Raw genomic sequence first — 13,053 nt, forward strand, 5'->3', positions numbered from 1 at the left:
AGACTTGCTCCACCTCCCGCCCCTTTTCCGGAACCGCCATGGCCGCCAACCCGCTCGATTTCACGCCCGACAACGCACAGGACGAGCCCGTCCCCGCCGGCAAGCTCGACATCGAATCGCGCCGGCACCAGATCTTCCCCGTGCTGAGCGCATCCGAGATCAAACGCATGCACCGCTTCGGCCACGTCCGCCACTTCGCCGATGGCGACCATGTGTTCGAAGCGGGCCGCACCAGCTTCGGCCTGATGCTGGTGCTGGCCGGGCGCATCGCCGTCAGCCGCCACGACGGCCTCGGCAACACCTCGCTCATCACCGAGCATGGCCCCGGCCAGTTCAGCGGCGAGGTGGCCCAGTTGTCGGGCCGGCCGTCGCTGGGCAACGGCACCGCCATCGGCGCCGTGGACGTGCTGGTGATTCCGTCCGAAGGGCTGCGCGCGCTGGTGATCGCGGAGGCGGAACTGGGCGAGCGCATCGTGCGCGCGCTGATCCTGCGCCGCGTGGGATTGATCGAGGTGAACTCGGGCGGCCCCGTCATCGTCGGCCCGCGCGGTCACGGCCGCGTGCACGCGCTGCAAAGCTTCATGGCCGCCAACGGCCATCCCCACTCCGTGCTGGACCTGGAGACGGACGCGCAGGCGGCCGCGCTGGCCGAGCATTACCATCCGCAGCCGGAGGACTGGCCGCTGGTCGTGTGCCCGGACGGCGTGGTGAAGAAGAACCCCAGCGTGGTCGATCTGGGCCGCTGCCTGGGCATGCTGCCTGAACTGAGCAGCGACAAGGTGTGGGATGTGATCGTGGTCGGAGCCGGGCCGGCCGGGCTGGCCACGGCCGTGTACGCGGCGTCCGAGGGCCTGTCCGTGCTGGCGCTGGAGACGCGGGCCTTCGGCGGCCAGGCGGCGGCCAGCGCCCGCATCGAAAACTACCTGGGCTTCCCCACCGGCGTGTCGGGCCGGGCGCTGGCCGGACGCGCCTATGTGCAGGCCCAGAAGTTCGGGGTCGAAGTGGCCATCCCGGCGCCGGCCGGCAAGCTCATTTGCGACACCTATCCGCTGCAGGTGGAGATGTGCGGCAGCGGCCAGCGCCTGCTTGCGCGCACTGTCGTGCTGTCGTGCGGCGCGCGCTACCGCCGGCCATCGCTGGCCAATTTGCGCCAGTTCGAGGGACGCGGCGTGTACTACTGGGCCTCGCCGATCGAGGCCAAGCTGTGCAAGACGGAGGAGATCGTACTGGTGGGCGGCGGCAACTCGGCCGGCCAGGCGGCGGTGTTCCTGGCCGGGCACGCGTCGCGGGTCCACATGCTGGTGCGCGGCGAAGGCTTGGCGGCCACCATGTCGAGCTACCTGATCGAACGGATCGCGGCCACGCCCAACATCGTGCTGCACACGCACACGGAGATCGTGGCGCTGGAGGGCGACGACGACGGCCTGCAGCAGGTGCGCATCCGCCACCGCCTGAGCGGCGAGGAGAATGATTACGACGTGTGCCGGGTGTTCCTGTTCATCGGCGCCGATCCCAACACGGGCTGGCTGGGCGACTGCGGCGTGGAAGTGGACGAACACGGCTTCATCCGCACCGGCTTCGACGTGGCGCGCGCCCAGTGCCGCGCCAATTTCGAGCGAGGCATCTACCCGCCCGAGCTGCCCGCGCGCGCCGCGCTGGAGACCAGCGTGCCGGGCGTGTTCGCCATCGGCGACGTGCGGGCCGGCTCCACCAAACGGGTGGCGGCGGCAGTGGGCGAAGGCGCCGCCGTGGTGGCGCAGATCCACGCCTTCCTGGCCAATCTGCCGGTGGACGCCGATAGTCGATAACGATTAGTCGCTTGTCGATCTTATGGGATGACCGGCTGACATTCTTCTGCGGACACACTTAGCAGCATTTTGCGCGCTCTATGCCTTAATGCCTGCGGCATGTTCTTGTCTCGCGTGAACGCATCCAGCTCCAGCTTGAGCGCTGATTGCGATGCGCTATCGCCGGCCAGCCAATCCAAGGCCCGCGCCGGCCAATATCCCGAGACGGAAGCATGAAATACATGCTTCAACAGCATTTGTTTCGGGAACGCCCTTATGCTTGCGGCGTATGCTGGATAGGCTAGTTCAGCCAACTGCAATTGGTTAGCGAAAGCGGCGGGGGCTATTTCCAGCACAGGCAGCAAATGCACGCACTTATATTCCTCGTCCAGCAGCTCTGCCTGTCCATCGAGCTCGACACACCAGCCATCACGAATGTGGACGCCCAGCCGCCGACGAGCTATCGTCAACAGCCAGCAAAAGGCTGCACTCGTGGGCTGCTGTGGTGATTGTAGAAAGCTCATTTCACCCTCCACAGGATATGATACACCCGCTCACCCGTCCTGTTCTCAAGCCAAGTAATGAAGCGCAGCCGAATATTGGTGTTCCAGTTGGCGCCATAATGGCCGCTCTCTTCCGTCGTCAGAAATGCGCCATCTTCACGTCGCCGCAATATGCCGCCCACAGCCCGGGTATCTGGCACACCTATGGCACGCGCAAGTTGCTGGTGTGGCGATCCGGCCAACCCCGAATTTCGGGGCCGACCTGTGACCAGTCGCGCGCGCTCCGGATCGTAGACAAATTCCACACCACCACCCTTCGGCCTATATCGACGCAATGCGCCGACGGACGTGTCATCCGTTATGCCTATCATCCCTGCCAGCGGGCCTGAACCGCCTGTTCCAGGCCAGCCGGTAGCCATCAGCGTAGCGGTGTGGGGTAGCTGGCCGGGCTGACGTTGCCGTCCTGGTCGATGGCCTGCACGCCGAAGTAGTAATTGTCCTTCGACAGCGGCACGCGGTATTCCGTGGCCTTGCCGACGAATTGCGCGCCTTGCCAGTCCGGCGCGTCCGTCGCGCGCCAGACGACGCGGTAGCCGGCCAGGTCAGGCTCGGCGTTGGGCTGCCACAGCAGCGCCGTGTCGTTTTCCAGCTGCGCCGTGCGCACCTGCACCTGGCGCGGCGCGGCCGGCGCCAGCGCCAGCGAGGCCAGCGCCGCCGCGTTCACGCGCGCCACGCGGGCGATGTAGTCGTAGTCGTCGAACTGCGGCAGGTCGCCGTAGACCTTGCCGTTCTCCGTGCGCAGGTCCTGGTGCTGGTGCGAGAAATCCTCGGCCGGCTCCGTGAAGCGCAATGCCGCGTAGCCGCGCTCCAGGAACGGCATGTGGTCGCCGCCGCGCAAATACCGGTCGCGGCGCTGGATGATGTTGACCTTGAAGCCTGGCACATAGCGCTCGCCGGCCGCCTTCACGGCCCGCGCCAGCTGGCGCGACAGCGAATCGTTCTCGCCGCCCGTCTGCACGAGGGTGCGCACGACCGGGCTGTTTTCCTTCTGCACCGGCAAGCCTTCCGCGAACAGGCGCACCTGGCTGTTATCGCGCTTGCCGTGCTCGTCGTGCGAACTGCCGATGATGTCGTTGGTGAACATGCCGGCGATGTCGAGCTTGCGCGCGGCGGCCTGCTCGGCCCAATGGGTCGCGCCCAGCAAGCCCTGCTCCTCGCCCGCCACCGTCATGAAGACCAGCGTGGCGTCGAAATGGTGGCGCGCCATCACGCACGCCATCTCCATCACGGCGGCCGTGCCTGAGGCGTCGTCGTTGGCGCCGGGGGCGGCGCCGCTGGCGTCCATGATGTCGCTGTTGCGCGAGTCGTAATGGCCGCTGACCACGTACGTGCGCGCGGTGGACGCGGACTGCGTGCCGGGCAAGGTGGCCACCACGTTCACCACTTCCGTCGGTTTGCTGATGCGGGCCGAAACGGGCGAGATGTGGCTGTCGAACGCGACCTGCAGGCGACCGCCGTCGGCCGCGCCGCAACGCTCCAGTTCCGCCTTGATCCAGCGCCGCGCGGCGCCGATGCCCTCCGTGTCGGACACGGTGTCGGACATGGTGTGGCGCGTCTTGAAACCGACCAGCTTGCGGATGTAATCTTCGATGCGCTGGGGTGAAATCTGGCCGACGATCTGGTCGATCTGGGGCTGGTGGCGCTGCAAGTCGGGCCCGGATGCGGAGCCGGATGAGGGCTCGGATGCAGGCGCGGCTGCGGCGTAGGAGGTGCCGGCCAGGATGGTGGCCAGCAGGAATAAGCTGGAGCGGGTGGCGATGCGGTGGTTCATCTGGACTCTCCTGTCAGGGGAACGCATCATCTTCGCACAGAAGGCAACTTATATTGCCGCCAGATACAAAAAACCCCGCAAGCTCGCGCTGGCGGGGTGGCAGGCGCGGTGTGCGCGGCTTACTTCTTGGCCTTGGTCTTGGACTCGGCCTTGGACTCGGCCGAAGCGGAGCCGGACGCCATGGCCGAAGCGGACGCAGAAGCTGGCATGGACTTGGCGCCCTTCGCGGCCGGTGCCGGCTTGGTGCTGGCAGCCATCGGCTTGGCCGGTGCACCTTCCTTGGCCTTACCGTTCACTTGCAGACCCGCTTCGGACAGTTTCATGGCACTCTTTTCACCGATACCCTTGACGCGCTTCTCCAGGTCGGCCCAGTCCTTGAAGTCGCCGCCCTTGGTGCGCTCCTCGATGATGGCCTTGGACTTGGCCGGGCCGATGCCCTTGACCGAATCGAGTGCGGCCGCATCGGCCTTGTTGACATCGACCTGCGCAAACGCAAAGCTCATCGTCGCAATCAGGGTAGCAACCGCCAGCAATAGTTTCTTGAACATGTCGTCATCTCCAAAGTGTGTGAGGAAGCAGGGCCGCAACGCACCCTGAGTTCCTATAACGGCCAAGCCGCGCGGCGGTTGACAGCAAAATGACAACACCGGCATGCGCCGGCGCAAAGCCGAAAAACAAAACGGGACGTAACACATTTGAGTGCGTTACGTCCCGTCCTGTTTTTTTGGGGGGGGCGGATCGGGTCAGCCGAACAATTCCTCGCGCGTGACGGTGGCCGTGCCCAGCTTGCCCACCACGATGCCGCCGGCCCGGTTGGCCGTCTCCACCGCCTTCTGCCACCCTTCGCCGGCGCCCAGCATGGCGGCCATGGTGGCGATCACCGTGTCGCCGGCGCCGGAGACGTCGAACACCTCGCGCGCGGCGGCCGGCATGTGGAAGCGTTCATGTTCGGTGTACAGCGTCATGCCCTCCTCCGAGCGGGTCAGCAGCAGCGCGTCCAGTTTCAGTTCGCTGCGCAACTGCTGCGCCTTGGCCGTCAACTGCTCCTCGCTGTTCCAGCTGCCGACGATGCGGCGCATTTCGGACTTGTTGGGCGTGAGGACGGTGGCGCCCGCGTAGCGCGTGAAGTCGTCGCCCTTGGGGTCGACCATCACCACCTTGCCGGCCGCGCGCGCGGCGGCGATCATGTCGGCCACGTTCACCAGGCTGCCCTTGGCGTAGTCCGACAGCACGATCACGTCGTAATCGGGCAGCAGGGTCTGGAATTGCACCAGTTTGTCGCGCAGCACGGCGTCCGTCGGCGGCTCCTCGAAGTCGATGCGCACCATCTGCTGCTGGCGGCCGATCACGCGCAGCTTGATGATGGTGGAGATGGCTTCGTCGCGCTTCAGATAGCTGCGGATGCCGCCGTCCTGCAGCATCTGCTCCACCTCCGCGCCCGCCTCGTCGGCGCCCACCACGCCCAGCAGGCCGGCGTGGGCGCCCAGCGCGGCGGCGTTGCGCGCCACGTTGGCGGCGCCGCCCAGGCGCGCTTCGCGTTTCTCGATGCGCACGATGGGCACCGGCGCTTCCGGCGAAATGCGGCTGACGTCACCGAACCAGTAACGGTCCAGCATCACGTCGCCCACCACCAGGATGCGCACCTGGTCCAGCGCCGGGCCCTTGTAGGTCGCTACATTGGTACTCACTGCCACCTCTTACACGCGGGTGTGGATGGAACGGCCGATGCCGTGGTATTCGAAGCCCGCTTCGGCCATCACTTCCGGTTCGAACAGGTTGCGGCCGTCGAAGATGACGGCGTTCTTCAGGCTGGCCTTGATGCGGTCGAAGTCGGGGCTGCGGAACGCCTTCCATTCCGTGACGATGACCAGCGCGTCGGCGCCCGTCAGCGTGTCCATCGGGCTGGCGGCGAAGCGGATGCGCGCCAGTTCGGCCGCGTTAAAGTCGAGCGCCAGCACGCGGCGCGCCTCGTCCATCGCCACCGGGTCGTACACGGCCACCGTGGCGCCGCTGTCGAGCAGCTGGCGCAGCAGCACGCGGGCCGGCGCTTCGCGCATGTCGTCCGTGTTGGGCTTGAAGGCCAGGCCCCAGACGGCGAAGTGCTTGCCGTTCAAGTCGTCGCCGAAGCGCGCGTTGACCTTTTTGCCCAGCACCAGCTTCTGCTTGTCGTTGACCGCTTCCACCGCGCGCAGGATCAGCAAGTCCTGGTCGTACTGGCGCGCCGTGCGCTCCAGCGCCTGCACGTCTTTCGGGAAGCACGAGCCGCCGTAGCCGGCGCCCGCGTACAGGAAGCTGTGGCCGATGCGCGGGTCGGAGCCGATGCCGTGGCGGACGGCCTCGATGTCGGCGCCCACCTCGTCGGCCAGGTTGGCCAGTTCGTTCATGAACGAGATGCGGGTGGCCAGCATGGCGTTGGCGGCGTACTTGGTGAATTCGGCCGAGCGCACGTCCATCCAGAAGGTGCGCTCGTGGTTGCGGTTGAATGGCGTGTAGAGCTTTTTCATCAGGCTGTGGGCGCGCTCGCCTTCGGGCGTGTCGTCGCAGCCGATCACGATGCGGTCCGGACGCATGAAGTCCTCCACGGCCGCGCCCTCTTTCAGGAACTCGGGGTTGGAGACGACCGAGAACTGCGCGCTCACGCCGCGCGCGTCCAGCTCGGCCTGCACGGCGGCCTTGACGCGGTCGGCCGTGCCCACCGGGACGGTGGACTTGTCGATCACCACCTTGTAGTCGGTCATGTGCTTGCCGATGTTGCGGGCGGCGGCCAGCACGTACTGCAGGTCGGCCGAGCCGTCCTCGTCGGGCGGGGTGCCGACGGCGATGAACTGCAGCGTGCCGTGGGCCACGGCGGCCACCACGTCGGTCGAGAACTGCAGGCGGCCGGCGGCGCGGTTGCGCGCCACCACTTCTTCCAGGCCCGGTTCGTGGATCGGGATGCCGCCGCTGTTGAGCATATTGATCTTGCGCTCGTCGACGTCGAGGCAGAAGACGTCGTTGCCCAGCTCCGCCAGGCAGGCGCCCGTGACCAGGCCAACATAGCCGGTGCCGATAATGGTGATTTTCATGTTGTTCCGCCTACTTAAAATTGGGCCCGCAACGGTCCCGTTAATTCATCACATTCAATTCTTCGGTGCGGCGCGGCGGGTAGGTCTCCCACCGGCTGCAGCCGGGGCACTGCCAATAGAACTGGCGCGCCTTGAAACCGCAATGGCTGCACTGGTAGCGCGCCAGCTTCTGGGTGTAGCCATGCACGAGGTTCTTCACCATCGACAGTTCCGACCACAGCGCGGCCGGCGCATCCATCAGGCGCGCTTCGAGCAGCTTGTCCAGGCCCAGCAGGGTCGGCGTGCGGCGCAGTTCCGCGCTCACCAGCTGCTTGGCCGCGTCCACGCCGTCAAGCTCGATCACGGCCTTGAACACCACTTCGATCAGGTCGATCGACGAAGCCTGTTCCAGGTAGGACTTGAGCAGGTTGACGCCTTCCTGCGGCCGGCCCACCTTGCGGTAGCCATCCATCAGACGCTGCGCCACCAGCGCCACGTGCGGCACGCTTTGCTGCTCCACGCGGCGCCAGGTCAGCAGCGCGCCTTCCACGTCGCCCTGGGCCAGCTGGGCGTCGCCGATCAGCAGCGTGGCGCGCACGTTGGTGCGGTCGGCCTGCAGCGATTTTTCCAGCAGCGGCAGCGCGTCCTCGGGGTGCATGTGCACCAGCGCGTCCTGCGCCAGCTCGCAGTAGAACTGGGCGATCTCCTTCTGGCGCGAGCCGGCGCCCGCCTCCTGCAGGCCCAGCGCGGCCTCGATGGCGCGCGGCCATTCCTTTTCGCGCTGGAAGATCTCCAGCAGCGCGCGCCGCGCCTGCACCGCGTACTGCGAATCGAGCAGCTGGTTGAAGGTTTCCTCGGCGCGGTCCAGCAGGCCGGCCTTCAGGTAGTCCATGCCCAGCTCATAGCGGGCGTGCACCTGCTGCTCCTGCGGCAGGTCGGGCCGCGACAGCAGGTTCTGGTGCACGCGGATGGCGCGCTCGGTCTCGCCGCGGCGGCGGAACAGGTTGCCCAGCGCGAAGTGCATGTCGGCCGTTTCCGGGTCCAGCTTGACGATTTCGATGAAGGCGTCGATGGCCTTGTCGGGCTGCTCGTTGAGCAGGAAGTTCAGGCCCTTGAAATAGCCGCGCGGCAGGCTGCGCGACTCCGACACCAGTTGGCGGATGTCAACCCGCGCGGCGATCCAGCCCAGTCCGAAGAAGACGGGGATGCCCAGTAACCACCAGAGTTCAAATTCCATGCGTGTTGTTGTGTGATCGTTGGTCGGTGCGCGATGCCCATGGCATCACTGCTGGGTGTTGACGCTGTCGGGCTGCGGCTGGGTGGTGGCCTGCTGCGCCGTCGTTTGCAGCGTCTCGATGGTGGTTTTGTGTTTGTTCGTCTCGCGCCGGTGGCGGAACACGGTGGGGGTGAGCGCCAGCACGCCGAGGACGGCGCCGGCCACGAAGAAGCCGAGCAGCATCAGGACCAGGGGGCCGCGCAATTCATAATTGAGGAAGAAGTGCAGATCCACTTCCTGGGTATTTTTCAGGGCAAAACCAAAAAACAAGACGAAAAGAACAAATCCAATGATGGTGGATATGAATTTCATTAGCCAGTTCCTGTTCCGGATTTCAAAGAGCGACAGTATGGCACCAGAATCCGGTTACGACAAAATGGATAAAAAAAGCGGCATCCAGGGACGCCGCTTTTTTACATCGAATCCTTCAGACGCTTCAGTCCTCGATGATCGGTTGCCCGACCATCGCGTCGACCCGCTCGCGCAACTGCTTGCCCGGCTTGAAGTGGGGCACCCGTTTTTCGGGCACCATCACCTTGTCGCCGGACTTCGGATTGCGTCCTATGCGCGGTGGCCGGCTGTTGAGGGCAAAGCTGCCAAAACCGCGGATCTCGATGCGCTGACCACTCGCCAGGGCGGTGGTCATCGCGTCGAGAATGGTCTTGACGGCGTATTCCGCATCTTTGGCCACCAGCTGAGAATAGCGCTCAGCCAGGCGGTTGATCAACTCGGACTTGGTCATCTAGGCGATTCTTAGTTCTTGGTGTCGAGCTTGGCCTTCAGCAGCGCGCCCAGGCTGGTGGTGCCCGAAGCTGCGTTGTTGTCGGTGGCGGCCATCTTCTGCATGGCTTCCGCGGTTTCCGCGCTGTCTTTCGCTTTGATCGACAGTTGGATGCTGCGGGCTTTGCGGTCGATGTTGATCACCAGGGCTTCGACGGTGTCGCCGACCTTCAGGTGGGTGCCAGCATCTTCCACGCGGTCACGCGAGATTTCCGAAGCGCGCAGGTAGCCTTCGACTTCTTCCGACAGCTGGATCACGGCGCCCTTAGGCTCAACCGATTTCACAGTGCCCGACACCAGCGAACCTTTGTCGTTCATGGCGGCGAAGTTGTTGAACGGGTCGCCTTCCAGCTGCTTCACGCCCAGGGAAACGCGCTCGCGCTCGACGTCGATGGCCAGCACGATGGCTTCCAGCTCGTCGCCCTTCTTGAACTTGCGCACGGCTTCTTCGCCGGACTCGGTCCACGACAGGTCGGACAGGTGCACCAGGCCGTCGATGTTGCCAGCCAGGCCGATGAACACGCCGAAGTCGGTGATCGACTTGATGGCGCCACGGACCTTGTCGCCCTTCTTGTGGGTCACGCCGAAGTCATCCCATGGGTTCGCTTTGCACTGCTTCATGCCCAGCGAAATACGGCGACGCTCTTCGTCGATCTCCAGAACCATGACTTCCACTTCGTCGCCCAGTTGGACAACTTTGTTAGGAGCGACGTTCTTGTTGGTCCAGTCCATTTCGGACACGTGCACCAGACCTTCGATGCCCTGTTCCACTTCCACGAACGCGCCGTAGTCGGTCAGGTTGGTGACTTTGCCGAACAGACGGGTGCCTTGTGGGTAACGACGGGACAGACCGGTCCAAGGATCGTCGCCCAGTTGCTTCACGCCCAGGGACACGCGGTTCTTTTCCTGATCGTACTTCAGGACTTTGGCGGTGATTTCCTGGCCAACGGTCAGCACTTCCGATGGGTGACGCACACGACGCCATGCCAGGTCGGTGATGTGCAGCAGGCCGTCGATGCCGCCCAGGTCCACGAACGCGCCGTAGTCGGTGATGTTCTTCACGACGCCGGTCACAACCGTGCCTTCTTTCAGGGTTTCCATCAGCTTCTGGCGCTCTTCGCCCATCGAAGCTTCGATCACGGCGCGGCGCGACAGCACGACGTTGTTACGCTTGCGGTCCAGCTTGATGACCTTGAATTCCAGGGTCTTGCCTTCGAACGGGGTGGTGTCCTTGACGGGACGGGTGTCGACCAGCGAACCGGGCAGGAAAGCGCGGATGCCGTTGGTCAGCACGGTCAGGCCGCCCTTGACCTTGCCATTGACGGTGCCGACGACGATCTCGCCCGACTCCATGGCCTTTTCCAGGGCCAGCCACGACGCCAGGCGCTTGGCCTTGTCGCGCGACAGGATGGTATCGCCGAAACCGTTTTCCAGCGATTCGATGGCCACGGAAACGAAGTCGCCAACTTTGACTTCCAGTTCGCCGTGGTCATTCTTGAATTCTTCAACAGGGATGAAAGCTTCCGATTTCAGACCAGCGTTCACGATCACGAAGTTGTGGTCCAGACGCACGACTTCAGCGGAGATCACTTCGCCGGAGCGCATATCTTGACGGGACAGCGACTCTTCGAAGAGCGCTGCAAAACTTTCCATACCGGTGGTAGCAGTAGACATAGGGTTCACACTAGGTTAGCCAGCAGAGATCGCACCATGCGACTTAAACTGGGTTGAGGTTGTAACAAGCCGGAGGCCGGCACAGGCCCGCTTCCAGCACCAACAGCAGCGCTGCACAACACGCTGCCTTACAACAAACATTGCAATTATTTCACTTCCGCCGCATACCACTTGAGCACCTGCTCGACGGCCTGGTCGGCCGTGATCTGCGAGGTATCGAGCACATGGGCACCCTCCGCCGGGACCAGCGGAGCGATGGCCCGGTGCGTATCCCGGTCGTCGCGCGCTTGCAAATCCATCAGAAGGTCTTCCATATTAGCAGAAATTCCCTTCTCAATCAATTGCTTATATCGACGCTCGGCACGGGCCGCCACACTGGCCGTCAAAAACACCTTGAGCGGGGCGTGCGGGAAGATCACCGTGCCCATGTCGCGCCCGTCGGCCACCAGGCCCGGCGTCTTGCGGAAACCGAGCTGTAGCCCGTACAGGGCCTGGCGCACGGCCGGCAGGGCCGCGATGCGCGAGGCCGTGTTGCCCACCTCCTCGGCGCGGATGGCGTCCGTCACGTTCTCGTGGGCCAGGATGATGTCGCCGCCGGAGAAACTGCACGCCAGGTGCTCGGCCAGCTTGGCCAGCGCGTGCTCATCGGTGAGATCGGTGCCGCGGCGCAGGGCCGACAGCGCCGTCAGGCGGTACAGGGCGCCCGAATCGAGGTAGTGGAAGCCGAGCCTATCGGCCACGCGGTGCGCGACGGTGCCCTTGCCGGATGCGGTGGGGCCGTCGATGGCGATGACGGGGATATTGGTTGTGGTCATAAATTAAGGGATTAACGAGCGATCGCGGCGAAGGCGGCGAAATACTCGGGGAAGGTCTTGGCCACGCACTTGGGGTCGTTGATGCGCATCGCGTTGCCCTTGCGCGCCGCGCCGTCCAGCGACGCCAGCGAGAAGCACATGGCCATGCGGTGGTCGTCGTAGGTGTCGATGGTGGCGGCGGTGATCGCGGCCGGCGGCGTCACGCGCAGGTAGTCGGCCCCCTCCTCCACCACCGCGCCCAGCTTGCGCAATTCCGTGGCCATGGCGGCGATGCGGTCGGTTTCCTTCACGCGCCAGCTGGCGATGTTGCGCAGCGTGCTGGTGCCGTCCGCGTACAGGGCCGCGATGGCGATCGTCATGGCCGCGTCGGGGATGTGGTTGAAATCGGCGTCGATGGCTTTCAGCACGCCGTTCGAGCGCGCCTCGATCCAGTTGTCGCCCATGGTGATGGTGGCGCCCATCTGCTCCAGCGCGGCCACGAAGCGCACATCGCCCTGGATGCTGTCGCGGCCCACGCCCTCGACCCGCACCGGCCCGCCGGCGATGGCGCCGGCGGCCAGGAAGTAGGAGGCCGACGAGGCGTCGCCTTCGACGTGGATGGTGCCGGGGCTCTGGTATTGCTGGCCCGGCTGCACGGTGAACGAGGACCAGCCGTCCTGCTCCACCGTCACGCCGAAGCGGCGCATCAGGTTCAGCGTGATTTCGATGTAGGGCTTGGAGATCAGCTCGCCGACCACGTCGATCGAGATCGCGTGCTCGCGCGCCATCAGCGGCGCCACCATCAGCAGCGCCGTCAGGAACTGGCTCGACACGTTGCCGCGCACGGACAGGCGCCGCGCGTGGATCTTGCCGCGCCCGATGTGCAGCGGCGGGTAGCCAGGATTGCCGGTGCAGGTGATGGCGGTGCCGGCCGCGTTGAGCGCGTCCACCAGGTCGCCGATCGGACGCTCGTGCATGCGCGGCACGCCGTGCAGCGTGTAGTCGCCGCCGATCACGGCCAGCGCCGCCGTCAGCGGGCGGATGGCGGTGCCGGCGTTGCCCATGAACAGATCGGCCGAGGCGTTGGGGAAGGCGCCGGCGGCGCCGGGCACCACATGCACCGTGTGGCCGTCCGTCTGCGGCTCTTCGCGCCACTGCACGCCCAGCTTGTGCAGGGAGTCCAGCATCACGGCCGTGTCGTCCGAGGCCAGCAGGTCGACCACCCGGGTTTCGCCCCGGGACAGCGCGGCCAGCAACAGGATGCGGTTGGAGATGCTCTTCGAGCCGGGCAGGCGCACCACGCCTTCGGCATGGGCCACCGGCTGCAGGTCGATGTGGTGCGGGTATGTGGTTTGCTGCGTCAT

At 65.2% G+C, this 13,053-nt stretch carries 13 protein-coding genes; 1 reads left to right on the forward strand and 12 read right to left on the reverse strand.

From position 1 onward, the window contains the following. Window positions 1-38: 38 nt before the first annotated feature. Window positions 39-1,808 (forward strand): FAD-dependent oxidoreductase, encoded by a 1,770-nt coding sequence (locus AC1RQG_RS06430; RefSeq protein ID WP_493129485.1) that lies wholly within the window; start codon window positions 39-41, stop codon window positions 1,806-1,808. Between the two features lie 20 nt (window positions 1,809-1,828). Here AC1RQG_RS06430 and AC1RQG_RS06435 read toward each other — a convergent pair whose 3' ends face one another. From AC1RQG_RS06435 to aroA, 12 genes are all read right to left on the reverse strand, one after another. Then, entirely contained in the window at window positions 1,829-2,311 is a 483-nt protein-coding gene (locus AC1RQG_RS06435) for a hypothetical protein (protein ID WP_493129487.1), read from the reverse strand. Beyond that, window positions 2,308-2,709, reverse strand: coding sequence for a polymorphic toxin type 43 domain-containing protein (locus AC1RQG_RS06440; protein WP_493129489.1), 402 nt, complete (start codon window positions 2,707-2,709; stop codon window positions 2,308-2,310). The genes AC1RQG_RS06435 and AC1RQG_RS06440 overlap by 4 nt, the downstream gene beginning before the upstream one ends. Then, window positions 2,709-4,121 carry a M28 family peptidase gene (locus tag AC1RQG_RS06445; RefSeq protein WP_493129491.1) on the reverse strand — a complete coding sequence of 471 codons (1,413 nt, stop codon included), beginning with the start codon at window positions 4,119-4,121 and terminating at the stop codon, window positions 2,709-2,711. Before AC1RQG_RS06445 ends, AC1RQG_RS06440 begins: the two co-directional genes overlap by 1 nt. Window positions 4,122-4,240: 119 nt before the next feature. Beyond that, the gene (locus AC1RQG_RS06450) at window positions 4,241-4,669 is read right to left on the reverse strand and encodes a ComEA family DNA-binding protein (RefSeq protein WP_493129493.1); all 429 of its coding nucleotides are present in this window, start codon (window positions 4,667-4,669) and stop codon (window positions 4,241-4,243) included. 195 nt (window positions 4,670-4,864) lie between these two features. Further along, window positions 4,865-5,809 carry a D-glycero-beta-D-manno-heptose-7-phosphate kinase gene (rfaE1, locus tag AC1RQG_RS06455; RefSeq protein ID WP_493129495.1) on the reverse strand — a complete coding sequence of 315 codons (945 nt, stop codon included), beginning with the start codon at window positions 5,807-5,809 and terminating at the stop codon, window positions 4,865-4,867. Between the two features lie 9 nt (window positions 5,810-5,818). Then, on the reverse strand, window positions 5,819-7,186 hold the full coding sequence (locus tag AC1RQG_RS06460; protein WP_493129497.1) for a UDP-glucose dehydrogenase family protein: 1,368 nt from the start codon (window positions 7,184-7,186) through the stop codon (window positions 5,819-5,821). 40 nt (window positions 7,187-7,226) lie between these two features. Beyond that, on the reverse strand, window positions 7,227-8,402 hold the full coding sequence (gene lapB, locus AC1RQG_RS06465) for a lipopolysaccharide assembly protein LapB (protein ID WP_493129499.1): 1,176 nt from the start codon (window positions 8,400-8,402) through the stop codon (window positions 7,227-7,229). 45 nt (window positions 8,403-8,447) lie between these two features. Then, window positions 8,448-8,753 (reverse strand): LapA family protein, encoded by a 306-nt coding sequence (locus tag AC1RQG_RS06470; protein ID WP_493129501.1) that lies wholly within the window; start codon window positions 8,751-8,753, stop codon window positions 8,448-8,450. Window positions 8,754-8,877: 124 nt separating this feature from the next. Beyond that, window positions 8,878-9,183, reverse strand: a complete 306-nt coding sequence (locus tag AC1RQG_RS06475; RefSeq protein WP_107141261.1) for an integration host factor subunit beta — start codon at window positions 9,181-9,183, stop codon at window positions 8,878-8,880. A gap of 11 nt (window positions 9,184-9,194) precedes the next feature. Continuing rightward, a complete protein-coding gene (rpsA, locus tag AC1RQG_RS06480) occupies window positions 9,195-10,874 on the reverse strand; it encodes a 30S ribosomal protein S1 (RefSeq protein WP_493129504.1) in 1,680 nt (559 codons plus the stop codon). Between the two features lie 167 nt (window positions 10,875-11,041). Continuing rightward, window positions 11,042-11,710: a (d)CMP kinase gene (gene cmk / locus AC1RQG_RS06485; RefSeq protein ID WP_493129506.1), complete on the reverse strand. Its 669-nt coding sequence runs from the start codon at window positions 11,708-11,710 to the stop codon at window positions 11,042-11,044. 11 nt (window positions 11,711-11,721) lie between these two features. After that, entirely contained in the window at window positions 11,722-13,053 is a 1,332-nt protein-coding gene (gene aroA, locus AC1RQG_RS06490; protein WP_493129508.1) for a 3-phosphoshikimate 1-carboxyvinyltransferase, read from the reverse strand.

Source organism: Rugamonas sp. GW822-FHT03B10 (assembly GCF_058801745.1).